Annotated in this window: 17 protein-coding genes; 3 read left to right on the plus strand and 14 right to left on the minus strand. The window is 37.4% G+C overall.

What is annotated here, in order from left to right:
- Window position 1 precedes the first annotated feature (1 nt).
- The 6 genes from HUW50_RS07990 to prfA form a co-directional block, all read right to left on the minus strand.
- Window positions 2-562, minus strand: a complete 561-nt coding sequence (locus HUW50_RS07990) for a manganese efflux pump MntP (RefSeq protein ID WP_066328561.1) — start codon at window positions 560-562, stop codon at window positions 2-4.
- Between the two features lie 147 nt (window positions 563-709).
- Window positions 710-1,756 (minus strand): L-threonylcarbamoyladenylate synthase, encoded by a 1,047-nt coding sequence (locus tag HUW50_RS07995; protein WP_066328560.1) that lies wholly within the window; start codon window positions 1,754-1,756, stop codon window positions 710-712.
- Window positions 1,757-1,923: 167 nt separating this feature from the next.
- On the minus strand, window positions 1,924-2,367 hold the full coding sequence (locus HUW50_RS08000; protein ID WP_066328559.1) for a GNAT family N-acetyltransferase: 444 nt from the start codon (window positions 2,365-2,367) through the stop codon (window positions 1,924-1,926).
- Between the two features lie 307 nt (window positions 2,368-2,674).
- A complete protein-coding gene (gene spoIIR / locus HUW50_RS08005) occupies window positions 2,675-3,340 on the minus strand; it encodes a stage II sporulation protein R (protein WP_066328553.1) in 666 nt (221 codons plus the stop codon).
- Window positions 3,341-3,601: 261 nt separating this feature from the next.
- Window positions 3,602-4,465, minus strand: coding sequence for a peptide chain release factor N(5)-glutamine methyltransferase (gene prmC / locus HUW50_RS08010; RefSeq protein ID WP_066328551.1), 864 nt, complete (start codon window positions 4,463-4,465; stop codon window positions 3,602-3,604).
- Window positions 4,466-4,470: 5 nt separating this feature from the next.
- Window positions 4,471-5,541: a peptide chain release factor 1 gene (gene prfA / locus HUW50_RS08015; RefSeq protein WP_066328547.1), complete on the minus strand. Its 1,071-nt coding sequence runs from the start codon at window positions 5,539-5,541 to the stop codon at window positions 4,471-4,473.
- Window positions 5,542-5,748: 207 nt separating this feature from the next.
- On the opposite strand from prfA, the gene gloA2 reads away from it, so the two are divergent.
- Together gloA2 and HUW50_RS08025 are read left to right on the plus strand one after the other, a co-directional pair.
- Complete coding sequence (gene gloA2, locus HUW50_RS08020; protein WP_066328542.1) at window positions 5,749-6,135, plus strand: SMU1112c/YaeR family gloxylase I-like metalloprotein; 387 nt, start codon at window positions 5,749-5,751, stop codon at window positions 6,133-6,135.
- 210 nt (window positions 6,136-6,345) lie between these two features.
- The gene (locus tag HUW50_RS08025) at window positions 6,346-6,864 is read left to right on the plus strand and encodes a MerR family transcriptional regulator (protein WP_066328540.1); all 519 of its coding nucleotides are present in this window, start codon (window positions 6,346-6,348) and stop codon (window positions 6,862-6,864) included.
- Between the two features lie 20 nt (window positions 6,865-6,884).
- Here HUW50_RS08025 and HUW50_RS08030 read toward each other — a convergent pair whose 3' ends face one another.
- The 8 genes from HUW50_RS08030 to HUW50_RS08065 form a co-directional block, all read right to left on the minus strand.
- Window positions 6,885-7,067 carry a hypothetical protein gene (locus tag HUW50_RS08030; RefSeq protein WP_066328539.1) on the minus strand — a complete coding sequence of 61 codons (183 nt, stop codon included), beginning with the start codon at window positions 7,065-7,067 and terminating at the stop codon, window positions 6,885-6,887.
- Window positions 7,068-7,341: 274 nt separating this feature from the next.
- Window positions 7,342-13,038, minus strand: coding sequence for a lamin tail domain-containing protein (locus HUW50_RS08035; protein WP_185653818.1), 5,697 nt, complete (start codon window positions 13,036-13,038; stop codon window positions 7,342-7,344).
- Between the two features lie 449 nt (window positions 13,039-13,487).
- Window positions 13,488-14,108 carry a thymidine kinase gene (locus HUW50_RS08040; protein WP_066328535.1) on the minus strand — a complete coding sequence of 207 codons (621 nt, stop codon included), beginning with the start codon at window positions 14,106-14,108 and terminating at the stop codon, window positions 13,488-13,490.
- 322 nt (window positions 14,109-14,430) lie between these two features.
- Window positions 14,431-14,643 (minus strand): 50S ribosomal protein L31, encoded by a 213-nt coding sequence (gene rpmE / locus HUW50_RS08045; protein ID WP_066328533.1) that lies wholly within the window; start codon window positions 14,641-14,643, stop codon window positions 14,431-14,433.
- Between the two features lie 312 nt (window positions 14,644-14,955).
- Window positions 14,956-16,233, minus strand: coding sequence for a transcription termination factor Rho (gene rho, locus HUW50_RS08050; protein WP_066328530.1), 1,278 nt, complete (start codon window positions 16,231-16,233; stop codon window positions 14,956-14,958).
- 464 nt (window positions 16,234-16,697) lie between these two features.
- Window positions 16,698-17,987, minus strand: coding sequence for a UDP-N-acetylglucosamine 1-carboxyvinyltransferase (locus HUW50_RS08055; RefSeq protein WP_066328529.1), 1,290 nt, complete (start codon window positions 17,985-17,987; stop codon window positions 16,698-16,700).
- Window positions 17,988-18,662: 675 nt separating this feature from the next.
- Window positions 18,663-19,520: a class II fructose-bisphosphate aldolase gene (locus HUW50_RS08060; RefSeq protein ID WP_066328528.1), complete on the minus strand. Its 858-nt coding sequence runs from the start codon at window positions 19,518-19,520 to the stop codon at window positions 18,663-18,665.
- Between the two features lie 176 nt (window positions 19,521-19,696).
- On the minus strand, window positions 19,697-20,071 hold the full coding sequence (locus HUW50_RS08065; protein WP_157094309.1) for a response regulator: 375 nt from the start codon (window positions 20,069-20,071) through the stop codon (window positions 19,697-19,699).
- A gap of 501 nt (window positions 20,072-20,572) precedes the next feature.
- On the opposite strand from HUW50_RS08065, the gene HUW50_RS08070 reads away from it, so the two are divergent.
- On the plus strand, window positions 20,573-21,115 hold the full coding sequence (locus tag HUW50_RS08070; RefSeq protein ID WP_185653819.1) for a DUF2529 family protein: 543 nt from the start codon (window positions 20,573-20,575) through the stop codon (window positions 21,113-21,115).
- The last annotated feature ends 207 nt before the right edge of the window (window positions 21,116-21,322 follow it).

Below are 21,322 nucleotides of genomic sequence, written 5' to 3' on the forward strand. Positions count from 1 at the left end.
TTTAGAAAGGAAAGATTAGTTTTATGCCAAACGCTAATAGGATACTCCCTCCAAGCGCCTCACTATATGAACCTAACCAGGACTGAACACGCTTGCCCACTAATAGACCAATCCAGGTTAATACCATACTTACAATTCCAAAAATGACAACTGTTAGAAATGTTTTCGCCCCATAAATTCCAAGGCTTAACCCTACCGAAAAACTGTCTAGGCTAACGCTAAGTGCAAAGACAATTAACCCAAATCCTACTGGTGTAATTAGTGGTTTTTCATCTTTTTTAAAAGAAGCAAAAACCATTTGTACACCTAGTAATATTAATAGACCCCCGCCTAATAAAGTCGCGATTGTTCCAAAGGTGTCACTTAATACTCTGCCAATTAACATTCCTGCTAATGGCATCCAGATATGAAAAATACCAATTGTAATACCTATGTATAAAATCTGTCTGGCCCTTAGTCTGATTAATCCCATTCCGAGTCCAACAGAAAATGCATCCATTCCTAAAGCCAGTGCCATTATTAATAATGTAAGTAGTTCTCCCAAGATCGCTTCAACATTCATAAATACCCTCCTCGGACACGCCTACTTAACTTTATGCGTACCCGATTTGGATTAGAACTTAGAATAATGATAGGAGATTGGGCTTGTTTTTTTCTTAATTGAATATGAAGAAAAGAATAAAATAACTTCCTCTCCTTGCAAATTGGTTCAATACTCTTCGATCACCTGATTACCTGCAGCTTTAAGTAAGCGATTCATAATCGCCTCGCCAACTCCAATCTGGGGAAAGCTTTCACTAAAAATGATATCCACTTCTTCATCATCAAATTTTCTTAGTACATCATAAAGCTCTGCTGCAACTGTCTGCAAATTTGCACGGCGCCCACAAGCAATGACCTTATTTGCCTGCAGCTGGTTAATGTTTTCTTCAGTTGTTAACACACCAACCTTCTTCCCTTCTTTTTGATGCTTGTTGATAATCTTCTGCAAAAATTCAAGTCGACCATTTACGAGCACGACAGGAGCATTAGGCGCATAATGAGTATATTTCATTCCAGGAGATTTCGGTGCAAGCCCTTCATCGATAAGAGCTTGATCTAGTTGCACTTCTCCGATAACAGATTCTAGTTGCTCTTTCGTAACACCGCCTGGTCGCAAAATCGTTGGAACAGTTGACGAACAATCTAGTACAGTTGATTCAACGCCAACTCCAGTCGCACCTCCATCAATAATCCCGCTTATTTTCCCATTCAGATCATGATAAACATGTGAGGCATGGGTTGGGCTTGGTTTTCCTGACTGATTCGCACTAGGTGCTGCAATTGGTACATCTGCCTCACGTATAAGTGAAAGCGCAATTGGATGGCTTGGCATTCTCACACCAACTGTTTCAAGACCTGCTGTTACAAGTGTGGATAGCCGATCCCCTTTTTTCGGTAAAATTAGTGTTAATGGACCTGGCCAAAATTCATTTATTAATTTGTAAGCATAATCGGGGATATCTTTAACAATTTCATCTAACTTGTTAACAGATGCAATGTGGACAATCAGTGGATTATCACTAGGTCTCCCTTTTGCCTGATAAATTTTACGAACAGCTTCGTCTGAACAAGCATTTGCTCCTAAGCCGTAAACTGTTTCAGTTGGAAAAGCAACCACTTCATTTTCTCTCAATAAATGTGCTGCCTGTGTAATATGTGGGTAAGTTGTGGATAAGTTAGTAATTTTGTCCACAACCCATAACTTTGTATTCATATGTTCTAACTCCCTTGTTTACCGATCATTTTTACCAATACTTTTCACTATCATTAGGTGAATAACTCCTTGAAAGTATATAAAAAGAATACCAACAAAACAAGCCTTATCCACAATTTGTGGATAAGGCTGTGGTTTTTGTGGAAAACTATGTGGATATATCCACTTTATGAAGACTTTACCATGATCATTACATTGGTTTGTTCAAGAGATCCCTTCATATGCTCCAATGTTAGTAGTTGATTGGGGATAGATGACTGATTGATCTCTTCAAAGCCCATTAGCGATAGAAACTGAACAGAAGCCTCTTTATTTGTAATTAAAAATAAATGCTTGATTCCCTTTTGCTCTGCTAACGTTTGAATACTTTGAAAAAGTGTTAAAATATGCGCCTGTTTTAGCTTGTCCGACACAACAAGCGAACGCAATAAACCATATTCACCCACCGGCTCTACACCAATACAAGCTACAACCTCATGCTCACCATTTTCCATCATGACAAAATAATCTATTAAACTTTCAAACCCTTCTGAACTAACCCCTGCCTTTTCAACAAAGCCAATTAGCTTCCCAAGGTCCTTTTCTTCCGCAATCTTTAATTGATAAAACATATTTTATCTTCACCCCATTTTATATTCCTACATCAACTCTATGAGGGGGGAAGTAAATTTATTCTATTTATTTTGGGGACATTATTTTGGGGACATTATTTCGGGGACAGTCCCCGAAACACTGCATTTTTGTAACTTTCTTCTCAGAAAGACTGCTAGAAAGGGAGAAGAAAGTGGTGGGGACTGTCCCCCGCCTATTTCGGGGACTGTCCCCGAAACACTTCATATTCGCAACTTTCTTATCACAAAAGCTGTTAAAAGAGGCATGAAAAAAGGTGGGGACTGTCCCCCACCTTTCAACCGCACCTTAAGAAAATAAACCTTCGAACCATTCTACAATAAAGAATTTCACTTCTACTTCTTCTTTTTCTTCCTCTTCATCCACAACAAGTGAGGCAAGTTTTTCATTAGTTTTATCTTTGTCGTTCACTGTTTCAGTTTCTACTTCTTCTGCTTCAGCTGCTTGTACAGCTTCACCATTTGAGAAGTCTAAGAAGCATAGTGGCGGAAATAGCACACACCACCAATTTGCACCTTTCGCTTCACCTAAACTAATTAAAATCGCTTCATATTCACCTGCTGGATAAATGAAATTACCATATAGCTTTGTTGGAAAGCTTACATTATCAAAATTAACTGAGTATGATTGCGGTTTGTTTTCTCTTTCTAATACATCTTCAACGATTGCTTCAATGTCAGGAAGTCTTGACTGAATTAATTGTCTAGCAGTTTCAACTGAAGTTAACTCTGCAACCCATTGCGTAATTTCTTTGTTTACTTCATCACGAATCATTCTTTTTAACTCTTGATCTTCATCAGAATTACTATTTGCTAGAATACGTAAACGTATCGCCTCATCAGGAATAACAACTGGCTCCTGTGTACTCGCAGCCACCGGTTCTCTATATACGTTCACAATTGCTCCTATTAATAATAAGAATATATATATAAATGCTAATTGTTGTTTTTTCATCTTCTCTCACGCTCCCTTGGTAAACAGTATGGACAGCATGAGAGATTCTTAAACTATGTTTTTGAAAAAATAGTTTACTAGTTTGGGGACTGTCCCCAAAACGATGTTAAAACGACTTCCCATTGTCTTGAAATTGGTAATCTATATATAAATTATTGGATGGGGGACTGTCCCCCATTTTTTGATTTCTCCATCATGAGAGACATTCCACCTAAGAATGGGGACTGTCCCCATTACTTTGTCCCCATTCCTTCACTCCATTCACTCGTATAAAGTCGCAAACACCATTCGATCTTTCCTATTTATATCATATACAATTTCAACTTCAGCCATTGGTAGGGCTTGTGTGAGTAGGTTTTTTACGTCTTGGCCTTGTCCAGCTCCGATTTCAAAGGCGATGATTGCTGCCCCGTTTAGTAGTGGTTGCATGTCTTTAATGAGCCTTCTGTAAAAGTCTAATCCGTCTTTTCCGCCTGCTAAGGCACGCATTGGTTCGTGATCTTTTACGACTGGGGATAGTGTTTCTATTTCCCAATCAGGGATGTAGGGCGGGTTTGATACTAGTATATCGATCTTTTTCATTTTAGAATCTTTTGAAATAGGCTCTAGTAAATCACCGTGCAGCCATTGAACATTTGCTTGTAGTTCATTCGCGTTTTTCTCAGCAACTTGTAAGGATTCCTTTGCAATGTCAATTGCACTTACGCGGAATCTGGGATTTTCCAATGCTAATGTAATAGCTATAGCTCCACTACCTGTACCAACATCTACTACGTGTAGTTCACCATTTCCGTGAAAATAATTAGCACGCTGAAGGATCCCTTCGACGAGTTCTTCTGTTTCAGGTCGAGGAATGAGCACTTCTTCATTCACATTAAACCGCCTGCCGTAGAATTCTTCATAGCCAATTAAGTATTGAACAGGAGTTCCCTCAGCATGTTTTATGACATCAGACTTAAAAGCTTGTAGTAGTTCGTTTGAGAGGACCAGTCTCAAGTTTGAAAGTAGTGTTGCTCGTTCCATGTTTAAATGGTGACGCAGCAGTAGTTCACCCGCATTTTCATCTCTTCCCGCTTCCTTTAAAAAAGAAGAAGCCCATTTGAGGGCTTCAAATACATAGTTCATATTGTTTACTCTTCCGCATCTTGAAGTCTGCTTGATTGATCTTCAACGATCAATGTTTCAACAATCTCATCAAGCTTTCCTTCAAGAATTTGATCTAACTTTTGAATCGTTAAGCCAATTCTGTGGTCCGTTACTCGGTTTTGCGGGAAGTTATATGTTCTAATACGTTCTGATCGGTCACCTGTACCAACTGCAAGCTTACGGGTTTGATCATACTCAGCCTGTGCTTCGCGTTGGAACTTATCATAAACACGCGCACGTAATACTTTCATCGCTTTTTCCTTGTTTTTGATCTGCGATTTTTCATCCTGACACGAAACAACTGTCCCTGTTGGTAAATGTGTTAATCGTACAGCTGACATTGTCGTATTAACACTTTGTCCGCCTGGACCACTTGATGTAAAGGTATCTACACGTACATCCTTGTCATGAATTTCAACCTCTACCTCTTCTGCCTCAGGTAAAACAGCAACAGTTGCTGTTGACGTATGAATACGTCCACCTGACTCTGTTTCAGGTACACGTTGAACACGATGGGCACCATTTTCGAACTTTAATTTCGAATATGCGCCTTTACCATTAATCATAAAGATAATTTCCTTATATCCGCCTGTACCTGTATGGCTAGCTTCCATTACTTCAGTTTTCCAGCCTTGCACCTCTGCAAATTTGCTATACATACGATATAAATTCGCCGCAAATAAAGCAGCCTCTTCTCCACCAGCAGCTCCACGGATCTCCATAATAACGTTTTTATCATCGTTCGGGTCTTTAGGTACAAGAAGGATTTTTAGACGTGCTACTAATTCTCCTTGACGAGCCTCTAATTCAGAAAGCTCTTCTTTCGCCATTTCACGCATTTCAGCATCAAGCTTTTCATCAAGCATTGATTTTGTATCAGAAATTTGGTCGCGAACCTCTTTATATTCACGATATACTTCAACTGTTTCCTGTATATCAGATTGTTCTTTTGAATATTCGCGCAGCTTTTTAGAATCACTAATAATATCTGGATCCATCAAAAGTTGATTTAATTTTTCATAACGGTCTTCTACCGATTGTAAACGATCTAACACACATGTTCACCTCAATTTTCATGCATAACGTTTTAATTATAGTATAGGTCACATAAAGCGTCAAAAGCAAATTGAATTAGAAAAGCGGAAGCGACCGTTTAGCGGCGTATGGACTAAGAGTGCGACCATTAAGGACTCGATACTGGAGCAAAACCTAGAAACTAAGTACAATAAATACTGATACTAAAACGAAAAGAGGCCATCACATTGAACATCAATAAAATCCATCATGTTGCCATTATCAGCTCAAATTATGATCTTTCAAAAACCTTCTATACAAAGACACTCGGTTTTAAAGTGTTAGCTGAGGTTTTTCGTGAAGAACGAAACTCTTACAAATTAGACTTAATGGTCAATGATACTTATCAAATTGAATTATTTTCTTTTCCAAATCCACCAGAGCGGCCTACTACACCCGAAGCCGTTGGACTTAGACATCTTGCTTTTGAAGTTTCTAATATTGATGAAGCAGTCAAAGAACTTATTCAAAAAGGTGTAGCAGTTGAACCGATCAGAGTTGACCCACATACAGATAAAAAATTCACGTTCTTCAAGGACCCAGACGGCTTACCACTTGAACTTTATGAAGCTTAGGTCAAGTATCGACAAAGAGAATTGGTAATATGTAAAACCTCCACTTTCTTTGCCGAATCGATACTTGTTTTGTCTAACGTGAAGGTAACTAGCTTCGGAAGTCGAAAACGTAAAACAGAAGGTCACAAATCGGGATCTGTTCCTTATTTTCATTGTTGAAAGTTGGCGTCGTTTTTGGATTGTACTTAAACATTGGGGAGGAATAAAGATATGAGTACAGCAGCCGTTGCAAAGTTACTTGGGGTTTCGAGAAGAACTGTAATGAGATGGGTTAGTCAGTTAAATATGGAATTGGATAAAAATGAACTAGGTCACTATCAATTTACTGAAGCAGATGTTGATCGCTTAAAAGAAATACAAGAACAAACAAACTATCAATCACTCCCACAACCTATACAAACGAGTCACACAAGCAGATCAGGTACTTTAAAAAGTGAAACGTCTGTAGATGCGAGTAAAGTCGCTGCACTAAACGAACGAGTGGATGAACTTGAACGGAAAATGCAAAGCAAAGCTGATGATGTTGTTTCCTATCAACTTCTTCAACACCGTAGAGAGATGGAAGAATTGATCAACAAAATTTCCTCTTTAGAGAAAAAAGTTGAAGAGCTTGAAAAATTACAGCAAAAGCGCGAACCAATCAAAGACAACGTTTTAGTCTTTGATCAGTCATCTGCACCAAAAAAACCGCGAAGAAAAAATTTAATCAGCTCAATTTTTAGCTTTTGAGGGGTCTTCAGTCCCCTCTTTTATTTTACATCTAAGTCCACATCAATTTGGTATCTTGGCAAAGCACTGACCATTTTGCTGTGAATTTCCCTTATCTTCTGCAGCTTTTGATCTTCTGTCAATTCCTCGGTTGTGTATACTTTTACATTTATGTAATGTCCGATAATGATCATTGGTCCTAATGATAACTCTTCCTCATTCATAATGGCCTCTTCCAGATGAAATTTTAGAACTTCACTTGTTTTTACTAATAGTATGGCTTTTACATCAAAAAACCTTACTCACTAATTAAATGGAGTAAGGTTTTTGAACATTAAACTATTATTGATTCAAACTTGTTCTTTTTTGTTGAGAAAGGACTATCGCTATGCCTGTCAAACTATTCAGTAAGCCTATTAGCAGCATATTAACTATATTTGCGGCAGTGCTAGGTAAGTCGAAATGACCAATTCCATTAACAAGTTAGTCTGTACCATCTCATGGCTTATCTTTTCCGTTACCTGGTTTTTCTTTTCCATTACCTGGGTCAGGTTGTTCGCCCTTCCCTTTTGTAAATGTCCAAATATCTGAAACTGCTTTTCCTGTATAATCGTCTTCTGCGACTGCATACCATGAGTACGTATTATTTTTGGAAAGTCCTTTCCACTTTACTTCTGCTTCGGTTCCACTTTTAACATTTTCTTGTTTGCCAATTTCTGTATCTGTCTTCACATTTACAGAAAAATAATCAGTAGCAACTCGTTTTTCATCAACTTGTAAATCTAAATTAATAACTAACTCATCTTTACCCGGGAATTCACTTGGGTCATAGAAATTGTAATCATCTAAATATGGTGAATACGTATTGACGATAATTCTGTTATTGTCTTGATCAAAATGTAGCAGTTTCATGTAGCCTTGGCCGCCTTCAGGTCCACCTTGATAGTCTCCAAGCATTTGATATACTTCGCGGTCTGCAATACCATCACCATCGTCATCAATTTCACTTACAAGAGTTTCAGAATCGTGATAGTGACCACTTAGGACCGCTATTACGTTTTCATTCTCTTCCACAACTTGAGTGTAAATTTTGTCACCAATTGGACTGCGATTCCCTGAAACTAAGAGATACTCATGAAAATTAAGAATGGCTTTTCGGTTCGGATATTGTTTTAGGATATCGTTCATCCATTCTAAATCTTCATCCTGTACGCCCCAACCCATATATACCATGATAAAATCATTTCCGTTAGATGAGATTAGATCAAAGTGTCCTCGGTTGTTTTTGTATGTGTCACCATAATACGATTTGTCTTCAAACCTGTCTGCACCAAAATATTTGCTGTATTCAGTGTAGTCGTTTGATAGTTGATCTACATCATGATTCCCTGCTAAAACACCATATGGGATATTGTTTTGATCAAGTACTCCCATGTACTCGTCGGCAAATTGCCATTGCTCTACCTTATCAAATTCATCGACAAGGTCTCCTGTATGGAATACATATTTAATTTTCAACTCTTCTTGCTTCTCTGCAATCCAATTTGTTTGTCTTTCAAAAATGTATGGATAGCTTTCAGCGTAATATTGCGTATCTGACATCCAAACAAATGTATAATCATATTCCTCTGGGCTCTTTGGAATCTCATCTTGAATGATTACATTGATTTTCGCGTCTTTTACATACTCATTGACCGCAACATTTCCTTTTAATTCAAAGTCTTCGGTTCCAGCTATGTTATATGTGATCAATGTCCATTTACCGCTTTGGTGATTCCAAGCGTACATTGATACTTTTCTGCCTTCAAGAGATTTACCACTCCAAGACAGTTCAACAACATCATTTTCATCAATTGTTGGATCAACCTTTACATCGAAACGATGGTATGGGAATTGTGTACTTGAATCAGTCGTTAGGTAGTTGCCATCCTTTTCTGATACTAAAGAGATGTCATCTGCCGAAAAGGCCGCTTCACCTTCTGGAACCATCATTTGCGGTGGTTCAACATCAGTTGCATTCTTAAATGCTTTTACCTCACTAGTATTGCTTGCATCATATTTATACCCTTTATAGAAGGTTACATCTAGGTCATCACCTGTTGGATCTGTTACCTTGACTTTTAATTTTGGATTACCATTTATAGATGCAGCACCATCAGCTGGTGAAATAAGCTCAGGCTTAGTTGGATTTTCATTATTTACTGAGAATGGAACAGTTAACTCTGCTTTATTTCCAACTTTATCTTCTGCGACAATGATAAGCTTATGCTCACCAGGAGTAAGCTTTGATGATGACGTTTCATATGGCACTTTGATTTGCTCATTATCTAACATGACTTGAACAGAATTGACACCAGCTATTTCGTCCGTAACATCGGTATCAATTGTAAAAGCACCTTTGTATTCTTTTCCTTCAATGATGTTTGTTTTTACAACTGGTGCAGTATTATCAATTAGCACGTTAGAAGTAACTTCATTGTCAGAATCTAAAGCTTTGACAACATGTTTACCATCTTCAACAGTTGTTGTATCCCATATAAACGTTTTTGATGGAGTATGTTGTTCTGTAATCGTAAAGGTGAAATCTTCAAATGGTCGGAATGTGCCATCATCACCCATATCATATACTTTCGTTGGATCATTCTTTGCTGGATCTGTTAAAACTGTTCCATCTGCCAAAATTAGACGAACATTTCGCAAGCTATAATCGTCGCGATTTTCTTCATCTTCTTCTAACTGGAATGGCGAGGCTTTATTTCCAGCACGAACGGTGATGATATTTTCTCCGACCTGGAGACGGTCCGCTTCTACTGGTACAGTGAATGTCTTCCAATGTGACAGCCAATCTTTATCCAATAAGTAAAGAATGTCATCACCCATTGTTACTGCATTTTGGAAATACGTATTAAGACCATTTACTTCAAAAGCAAAGTAGGCCCCAGTTTCTAACGCTTTATACGTATCGGCCTGCAATTCTGAGTTATCAATGAATAGCTTCACATTATCAGCCGGTTCATTCTTAGATGTACCTTTTAGAATTTTTTCACCTGAAAGGATATCATCATCTTTAACATTTAAACGTAGATCAGAATTGTCAATCTCATTATTAATAGAAATCTTATACGTGTCACTTTTTACTTCATTTGAACCATCTGAAACGACAAAGAAATATTCTACATATTCTTTTGCAATCAGGTCTGAAGCATAAATCATATTTTTATATAAATGAGTTTCTGAATCAAGTCCTAAAAGTGTTTCTTTGAAATCTGCTTGATCATTTGTACGATAATATAACCTAACAGATTTGACGCCTTTATCATCTGATGCTGATGCAGCGATCTCGATATCATCTGTTTGATTAACGTCTGTAACAGCTGTCTTATTTTCAATCGTCGGAGCAACTGTGTCTTCAATAATGTGGATCGGTTGTTTCGGGACCTGGAATGCTTCAACAGCACCTGGTGTAGCGTCTTGGATACCTGCACTTACCTTCATTGATTGGGTTGAACCATCTTCAGGGTACTTGTAAACAATCCCTTTGTTAGGCACAGTATCATCTGTGTTTGCCACTTCGTTATAATAAGAAACTGTGATTTCTTCTTTTGTATTTGTGGCTACGACAAGTCCTCTCGGGCTTCCATTTGCCATACCATCACTATGAATTTTGACGATATCTTTGTTTTCAATTAAGCTTGTACCGAAATTTCCATTAAAATCTGCAACTGTTTGTTCACCATTCATCGAATTGATGATCCAGAATACGAGTGTTCTTTTTGAAGGAATGACAACATCATCTGGTACTGAAGGCCAAACAACATCACTTGCCGGATCTGTTCCATAGCGATATTGAAGTTTATAATCCTTAAAGTTTAAATCCTTGTCTGTATTATTGTAGATCTCAATAAATTCATAGCCATCTGCTGAACCTACATTCTCTGAATCAGGGACAACTTCTGTTACAAGGAATTTAGGCATCTTACTATAATCCACTTCATCTTTCTTAACAGCAATTACATATTCCTCAGTTTTAACTGTATTTGTTCCATCTGCTGCTTCGATATAGTACGTAATGTTTGAATCAACATTAATTCCAGGGATTTCAGCTATGTAACTTGCTGGATCAGCGCTTGCATTCATTGATAAGGAAGTGAATGTTTCATCCCCCTCTTTTTTATAATGCAAGGTAGCAAATGGTACAGCCATGTTATCTGTTATATTTGCTTCAATGCTGATCGGAGAAAATGCATCGGTTTCTGTCAGCGGCGTATGCGTGATCACTGGCGCCTCCGTATCAACAGGTATTTCATCAAGCTCAACTGGCTTTGTTGGGACTTGAACAGCTTCAACTGTACCAAGTGAAGGTGCTGCTAGTACTTTAAGCTTTTCCATTTCCGTACCTTCGCTTGGAAACATATATTGAATAACAGCGCCTGTGTTATCATTGTCAGTTCCAAGATAACTTGCAGAAACAACTTCTGAGCTTGTGTTATCTTTTATCACGATTCCTCGGTTTCCACCATTTGCAAAACCTGGGAAACTATCCTTATATGTAATTACTTGTTCACTTGATAAATTCAATCCAAAATGAGTGTTAAAATCCGCTAGAGTACGATCACCATTATTAAACCAAAAAACAAGTGTTTCTTGAGGATCAATTGTAGTAGCAGGAACTTGAAAGACTAGTTCGTTACCAGTATCCGTATATTTGTAGACAAAGGAATAATTCATTAAGGATTGTGGTTGATTGGTATTATTATAGAGTTCAAAATACTCGTAATAATCCGTTCCTCCACCTTCTGTATTTGGTGACAGCTCGGTAATTAATAGCGTTTGTTCGCTATAGGTTTCTTGAGGAGTCTCAACAGAAATTGTATATTCCTCACTCTTTGCCTTATTGCTACCATCTGTTGCTTCAATATAGTACGTAATATTTGAATCCACACTAGCGCCTGGTATTTCCACTGAAAAATTTGTCCAGTCGTCTGAACTTACATTCATTGTGGCAGATGTAAAGGTCTCTTCTTTAGTAGTTTTGTAGTAAAGTGTCAGAGTTGGTATCGCTGCCAAATTATCTGTTACCTTTGCTTCAATCATGACAGAAGAAGCTACTTTGCTTTCTGTAACAGGCGTGTGAGTGATCACCGGTGACTCGTTGTCTGCTGAGATCTCTGTTAGTTCTACCGGCTTTGTTGGGACTTGAACAGAGTCAATTGTTCCTGGAGTTGGTGCTGCCAATACTTGATGCTTGTCCATCGCCGTTTTTGCTAAAGCATATTTAAATTGAACACCTAATCCACTATTATCTGTTTCACCTGGTAAATAACCTGCAGATATTACTTCATTTCCTTCTTTATCTTTAATAACAGCCGCTCTGTTCCCACCATTTGCAAAACCCGGGAATACATCCTTAAATTCGATGACTTGGTCTGATGTTAACTCAAGTCCATAATGTGAATTAAAATCGGCTAAAGAAAGTACGCCATTATTAAACCAAAATACTAGAGTTTCTTGAGAAGCGATCGTTGTATGAGGGACTTGAAATACTACTTCTTTTCCAGTATCCGTATAACGATAAATAAACGCATAATTAGTTAAAGATAATGGCTGATTCGTATTATTGTACACTTCAAAAAACTCGTAGTTATCTGTGCCATTTGAGTTTGGCGATACTTCAGTAATTAGTAAGGGTGAATTGCTATTAAAATCTTCTTCTACTAAAGTTTCAGGAGCTGCTGGTGTTTCTGCTTCATCCTTCACTTCTCCCTGATTTTCTTGGGACGTTTGAGCTGGAACAACCTCACTAGATTGTTCCACTGGTTGAGTGGTACCTTCAGATGTTTCTTCTTTTTGTTGGACAGTATCATTTTCTTGATTTTGCTGCTCATTTTCTGTCAGAGGTTTTTCATCAACTGTAAGTGGTTCTTCTTCAACAGTCTCTTCTAAAGAATCAGTACTTTCAGTTGCTTCTGCTCCCTCTAAAACTGGTTCTGTTTCATTTGTTGTTATTTGTCCATTGTCAACTGTACCTGTTTTTCCTGTCTGATTTTCATTATTAGAAGTCGTGTTATCAATCACTTCTTCTGCATAAATCCTTTTCACAGGAATAACCGTAGTAAAGTTGGATAGTACAATTGATACCATACAGACAAATAAAAACAATTTTCTTACCCTAAGTCGTACTTTCCGCTTATTCATGGCTTCCTCCTTAAATTTTATTTACATTCATGTCAATAGTAATCGAATTTTGTAAACTAAAATTAAAGGAGGTGTAAATGTTTATAAATATTTCCGCTTATTATTAATTTTTTGTAAAATGAAAAAGTTATGTTGTTTTTAAATTCAGGAGTTTTCACTCATATATTCATAAAGGCATAATACCTAAAATTTAGATAAATTTAGACGACAATCACTTTGATAGTACATAAGACCCTAATAAATTCCATTAAAAGGAATTTTTTAGCGATTCATCAGGTTAACATTTCTTTACACGGAGGAAATAATTCTTTGACAAAACTCTAATAGAATAAGACATTCTTTGACATCACTCTAAAAATTCCTGTATATAGGCAGGGGCATTTCATCTTAACTTCATATAAGAAAGCCACCCTGCATTTTTTTGCAAGGTGGCTTTCTTATATGAAATATTAACGATTCGTTGCACTATTCTCTTTCTTAAAATCCTTCACAGGTGATCCTGGAACCTCATGATGGTGTCTACATCTAGGTTCATACGATTCTGATGCCCCCACAAGAATAATTGGATCATCATATGACGCAGGCTTACCATTAATCAGTCTTTGCGTGCGACTTGCCGGTGATCCACAAACAGAGCAAACAGCTTGAAGCTTTGTGACTAATTCAGCAATTGCCATTAATTGTGGTACAACACTAAAAGGTTCGCCTCTAAAATCTTGATCTAACCCTGCAGCTATTACACGGTAACCTTGATTAGCTAAGAGTGTTAGCACATCACAAATATGTTCATCAAAGAACTGTACTTCATCAACAGCAATAACGTCTGTTTTCTCAGTAATATATTCTAAAATTTCAATAGAGGAAGCCACTGGTTTACTAATAATCGCCGTACCATTATGTGAAACTACCTCTTCTTCACTATAGCGGTTATCTATACTAGGTTTAAACACCTTTACTTCTTGTTTCGCAAATTGCGCACGTCGAACTCTGCGAATGAGTTCCTCTGATTTACCTGAAAACATGCTTCCGCAAATAATTTCAAGCCATCCACTTTGTTTCATTACATACATTAAAACGGCCTCTCCCTTCGTCATCATATTCCCGAGTCGATTGACCGTACCGTTTATATTGGTACTTTACCATCTATATAAAACATGAAACTTCATGCATCACATACGTTCAAAAATCCCTACCAATATATGTAGGATATCCTAAAGTAAAACTTCCACAATTGAGGTTTCTTTCCACTCTTACCGAAGCTAGATAAACCTATCTAACACTCACTAAAGTGATCAAATTCTCCAAATAATATGGGTTAAGGCCTAAAAATCACAAAAGTTGGCGTGAAAAAACAGGCAAGAGCAGTTTCGTCTTGCCTGTTGGAAAAAGCCTTTATTGTTGCTGTTGCTTAATGCCGTATTTTTTATTGAATTTATCTACACGTCCACCTGCATCTGCAAATTTTTGACGTCCTGTGTAGAATGGATGACACTCAGAACAAACCTCAACTTTGATCTCTTTCATTACAGAGCCAGTTTCGAATTCGTTACCACAAGCGCAGTTCACCATAACCTTATTAAAGTTTGGATGAATTCCTGTTTTCATTCTTTTCATCTCCTTCCGCCCTGAATCATTCGAAACAGAGTTAAATATCTAGGTGTAACTCGTCCGGTTGACGAACCATCACTAGAAAAGCACATGATGAAATTATAACAAGTGCCAAGTTTAAAAGCAAGCCGAAGTTAAATATTACTAATTCGAAAAGCGCAGGTGCCTTGTTCAGCCCCGACAGGCATAAGACACACACGAATAGAAGGTGTTCTTTACCTTCAATTCGTGAGTGGCTTATGACCCCGAGGGGCTAGGCACCGGAGCTAGACAATTCGAAAAGCGCAGGTGCCTTGCTCCCCACTAATACTACTTAGTTACTTTCCTAGCTGATTTCATTTCAACATCTAAATTACTAAAGAATTCTTCGTTTGATTTTGTTTGACGAAGCTTTCTTAGGAACTTTTCAACAAAGTCTGGAGAATCTGTCATTGACTTGCGAATTGCCCATAATTTATCAAGATGATCTTTTGGAACAAGCAGCTCTTCTTTTCTTGTACCAGAACGACGGATATCGATTGCTGGGAAGATACGCTTTTCTGCAAGTGAGCGGTCTAAATGAAGCTCCATGTTACCAGTTCCTTTGAATTCCTCATAAATAACGTCATCCATACGAGAACCTGTATCGACTAGCGCTGTTGCAAGGATTGTTAAGCTTCCACCCTCTTCAATGTTACGTGCTGCACCAAAGAAACGTTTAGGGCGATGGAAAGCAGCTGGATCAATACCACCAGATAATGTTCGACCACTTGGAGGAATGACCAGATTGTATGCACGTGCTAAACGTGTAATGCTATCCATTAAAATAATTACATCCTTTTTATGTTCAACAAGACGCATCGCTCGCTCAAGCACTAGCTCTGCTACTTTAATATGATTTTCTGGAACTTCATCAAACGTCGAGCTAACCACGTCTCCAGCTACAGAACGTTCAATATCAGTTACTTCTTCAGGTCTCTCATCGATTAATAAAACGATTAGTTCAGCTTCAGGATTGTTCGTTGTAACACTGTTCGCAATTTCTTTTAACAGCATTGTCTTCCCTGCCTTAGGAGGGGCAACAATCAATCCACGTTGACCAAAACCAACTGGTGCGATTAGGTCCATAATTCTTGTGGATAAATAATTTGGTTTTGTTTCTAGGTAAATTTGTCTATCTGGATAGAGAGGAGTTAATGCTGGGAAGTGAACACGTTCCTTTGCCGTCTCTGGATCTTCGCCGTTAACCGCTTCTACATGAAGCAAACCGTAATAGCGTTCATTTTCTTTTGGAGGACGAACCTTACCAGATACTTTGTCCCCATTTCGCAAATCAAAACGCCTAATTTGGGAAGCTGAAATATAAATATCTTCTGAGCTTGGTGAATAGTTAATTGGTCTTAAGAAGCCAAAGCCTTCAGACTGGATGATTTCTAAGACACCTTCCATAAATAATAAATCCTCTTGTTCAGCATTTGCTTTTAATATAGCAAAAATTAATTCTTTTTTCGTCAGCTTGCTGTAATAGGAAACTTTATAATGACGGGCAAGCTCATATAATTCTTTCAGTTTCATATGTTCTAATGAAGAAATTGAAACTTGATTCATAAAAACACCACTCTTTTTAATTTTCAATTTTTTACAATTGTTTTCCATCTATCGATTGTCAAATTCATTTCTACTGGTAATGAAAACGTAATTAGATAGCAAATTTCACATATTAGAAGATTTACCATCAGTTGCATTAATGAAGAAAAAACTATCACGTTTGGATCGAGAAGGAAAATGAAGGTGAGCTTGAAGTAGATTTGCAGTAATTCATGCAGCACTCTTTATTTTTACCCTATTTTAGAGATTTAATCAATCATTTTTGGAAAATCTATTTGAAGTTAGAGGTTTTTATAGAAGGAAAGTGAGATTTTATTCCCTCACTTTCCAAAATGTAGATATCTTTATCTTTTTTTATTAGGCTGACTCGCCAAAATTTGTTGCTATTTACCAAGTAGTGCGGTAGGTTGGTTTTTTCTTTAAGCTATGTGTTCCATCAGATGAACAAGGCACATGCCCTCTTCTTATGAATTTTGCAGTTGCTCGATTTCTTTATCTGTTAATTTTTCACGCCAGATCGTAGCTCCTAGTCCTGATAGCTTTTCCTCTAACTGACTATATCCACGATCGATATGCTCTAAACCAGTTATTTCTGTTACTCCTTCAGCCATAAGGCCCGCACATACTAAAGCTGCTCCTGCTCGTAAATCACTTGCTTTAACTCTAGCACCTTGAAGTCTTGTTGGGCCAGAGACAATTGCAGAACGGCCTTCAACTTTTATTATAGCGCCCATTCTTCTTAGCTCATCTATATGTTTAAATCTAGCAGAGTAAATTGTATCAGTTACAACACTCGTTCCTGTAGCTCTTGTTAAGAATGAAGTGAACGGCTGTTGAAGATCAGTTGGAAATCCTGGGTAAACGAGGGTTTTAATATCAACAGCCTTTAGTTCCTTTTGACCGCCGATAATTAATATTTGATCATTGCTCGTTTCAATATGAAGACCCATTTCTCTTAGCTTTGCAATTAGTGATTCTAAATGAAGTGGGATGACATTATCGATCATCACTTCTCTTCCCATTGCTGCTCCGATAATCATGTAAGTTCCAGCTTCAATCCGGTCAGGAATAATTGAATGACGGCAGCCATGCAGTCTCTCAACTCCATCGATTCGAATGACGTCTGTTCCTGCCCCTTTAATTTTTGCCCCCATGCTCGTAAGCAATGTTGCTACATCAATAATTTCTGGTTCCTTTGCAGCGTTTTCAATAATCGTTCTACCTTTTGCTAAAACAGCAGCAAGCATAATGTTAATTGTTGCTCCTACACTTACAACATCTAAATAAATTCGCGCACCACGCAGTTCATCTGCACGCAAATAGATTGCACCTTGTTCATTCGTTATTTGCGCACCTAATGCTTCAAAACCTTTAATATGCTGATCAATTGGTCGCGGTCCTAGATGACAGCCACCAGGAAGGCCAATAACTGCCTTTTTAAAACGGCCAAGCATTGCTCCCATTAAATAATAGGATGCACGTAGCTTCTTAACTTTTCCATTCGGCAAAGGCATTGAAATCATCGATGACGGGTCAACAATCATTTCATTATTTTTCAATAGCACCTTTCCACCGATTTCCTCCAATAAATCTCCAAGTATATTTACATCAGAAATGTTTGGTAATCCTTCGATTGTGACTGGTGATTCAGCTAATATGGTTGCAGGAATTAAAGCTACTGCACTATTTTTTGCCCCGCTTATATTTACTGTACCTTTCAGTAAATCTCCACCGGCAACTTTTAACTTTTCCATAATAGTCTCCCTTCTTCAGAAGTTGACTTTCCGGAAAGAACATGGAGGGTGAGCTTTGCGCAATTTTCGCACACATATGTATTCACTTTACACGAAACACGCTTAAACATTCATTAGCCATCATGTTTTCCGAATAATACATCTCTTGTCAACAAATATTTCGGATTTTATTGCTTCGAAAAGCTTGAGGTGTCGCCAAGCTCTAAATGGCGAAAGCCTTTTTCTTTACGATCATCCATTTTGATACAAATTCTGGTGATAGTAAAAAAATACTACCTGTTTATCTCTTTTATTTCCTTTTATGCCTTAGTAAATACATCACAATACTAGATAAGTGAAACTTCCTTTAATGTTGGTTTCTATGATTGCTTTCACCTAGAGTTTAATGATTGACTATTTATAAATAATCTCTCTTATTATTAAACCATCTATTAAGCAGGACAACAATGTTTAAGTTTAAGAATTCTTCTTGGAATTGGGATGGGTGATGATCACACTAAAGGAGGAGGTATTAACAAAACGGACAAGGCTTATTCTTGTCCGTTACTCTATGAGTCTATTATCTCTAGTCAGCTAGGTTAAGGTTAGAGAAGGTCTTCACACCGCTTGTTAGCGCTTTCTTATTATTCAGAATATAACCGCCTCTTATAAAAGGCGGTTATATTTAAAGCTGTATTATGCTTGGTTTGAAGAACCAAATTCGCGCATTTTGCCGATTACTGTTGCTTTAATAGCGTCACGAGCTGGTCCTAAATATTTACGTGGATCATATTCTTCAGGTTTTGCAGCTAACGTTTCACGAACCGCTTTTGCAGAAGCAATTTGATTTTCAGTGTTAACGTTGATTTTCGCTGTACCGAAAGAGATAGCTTTTTGGATATCGTGTGTTGGAATACCAGTACCACCGTGAAGTACTAATGGCATATCCGTTAGGTTAGCGATTTCTTCCATCTCTTTGTAGCCTAAGTTTGGTTCACCTTTGTACGGTCCATGAACAGAACCAAGTGCTGGTGCTAAGCAGTCAATACCAGTACGTTGTACAAGTTCATTACATTCTTGTGGATTTGCGTAAATTACGCCTTCTGCTATAACGTCATCTTCTTGTCCACCAACAGTTCCTAACTCAGCTTCAACAGAAACACCTTTTGAATGAGCATATTCAACAACTTGTTTCGTTGTTTCAACATTTTCTTCAAATGGGTGATGTGAAGCATCGATCATAACAGATGTAAATCCAGCATCAATTGCTTCTTTACACTTATCATAGCTTGAACCATGGTCAAGGTGAATCGCTACTGGTACAGTAACTTTGTAATCCTCAAGTAGACCTTCAACCATTTTTACAACAGTTTTAAATCCACCCATGTAGCGTGCTGCACCTTCAGAAACACCAAGAATAACTGGTGACTTCTCTTCTTGAGCTGCTTGTAGGATCGCTTGAGTGAACTCAAGATTATTTAAGTTAAATTGACCTACTGCATATCCTTTGTCTTTTGCTGTTTTCAGCATTTCTGTCATTGAAACTAAAGGCATGTCGAAAAATCCTCCTAATGAACCTTATTTTCTGATACAGAAAAGTATATCATACCTAGCTTGACCAGAATATTCACTAATATGTAGAGTCTGCATGATACTTTTCACATCTAATAGCATACCAATTTCTTCGAAAATCAGCAACAATTCGACAGATATTTGGGTAATATAATGTTTTAGTTCGTTTTTAATGGTAAATATTTCTTTACTGCATCACGAATTTCATCGATATCAAAAGGTTTAGCAAAATGTGTCAATGCACCTAAATCCTTCGCTTCTTGAATCATATCTAATTCCCCATAAGCCGTCATAATGATAACACGAATATCTTGGTCGACAACTTTCATTCGTTTTAAAATTTCAATCCCATCCATACCCGGGATTTTCATATCTAATAATACTAAGTCTGGGGAATGCTTTTCGACGATTTCTAAGGCTTGAAAACCGTTTGCTGCCTGAAATGTTTGATACCCCTCTTTTTGAAAAACCTCATTCAATAAAATTCGAATCCCATATTGATCGTCAACAATTAATATTTTTTCCTTCAACATATCATTACACCTCTTAGTTTATTTTTCCATACTTAACCCCAATGGCATTATGCCATCTTAAAAACGAAATAAATTTTGTGTTTTGCTTTAAGCACTAGACGGTACAAGCTAGCTCTGTACAAAGTTTATCAGCACTTTCTGTTCGTTACTTAATCTAGCTTGCTTCCTACTAACCCAGTTTAAGCAATCGGTACTAAAGACCGTAGCTTTTTAACCAATTAACTAGGGTTTTTCATTAACATTCGTCCACATTGTTGATTAAATTATCTATATCATAACTTAAGTAATTCTTTTCTTACTTATTATTTCCTGCAAAATAACTCGAATCATTTGTCGACAATTTCTGCTTATCATTGTCATATTTTGCTGGATCTAATGACATTTAAGTAATATCTAATCTTCCCCTACAGTCTCACGGAAAACTGGTTCTCTTTTAGATTTTACTACTTTTCGTTATAATACCTTATACATGTGAAATGTGAAAGGAGATCTTTGCTACTTATGATGAAAATTTTCACGACACAATTAACTGGTCACTTTAATCGAATACTAGACCAAGAAGAAATAAATATAGAAGATAGTGCAAGACTTCTTGCACAAGCTTTAATCGGAGAAGGAACCCTATATATTTATGGGGTTAACGAGCTTCATGGTATTGTCTTGGAGGCTTTAATGAGTAGTGAGCCCTTTAATCGTGCTGAGGCACTTCTTGATCAAAATGGACAAGTAAAAAAGCTTTCTTCAGAAGATCGAGTGCTTCTTTTTACGTATCGATCAACAGATGAAGAAGCAATCTCTATTGCCAAAACTCTTTCAAACCAGGGAGTGCAAACAGTTGGTGTTTCTGCTTTAGTTAAAAATGCTGCTCCAGGGTTGGAATCTATTACAGACCTTCATGTAGATGCTAAGCTACGTCAGCCACTAATTCCTGGTGATGACGGGGAAAGATACGGATTCCCTGCGTTAATGACATCGTTATATGTATATTATGCGATCACCTTCACTATTAAAGAGATGTTAAATGAATATGAGGATGAATATTAAGCAATTGGCAAGAGCTAGTTGCTTTTTTTATATCTTTATTGCAAAAAGTAAGTTTTTTTTGCAACTTTCATGAGGAATCTTGCAATTTTGAAGGGGAATCTTGCAACTTTTAATCAAAATCTTGCAACTTCAGAAAACAATCTTGCAAATTAACATTACACAAAAAAGCTAACTTATCCTTTTAAGATAAGTTAGCTCAATTCCTAT

Source organism: Metabacillus sp. KUDC1714, assembly GCF_014217835.1.
Classification (GTDB): domain Bacteria; phylum Bacillota; class Bacilli; order Bacillales; family Bacillaceae; genus Metabacillus; species Metabacillus rhizosphaerae.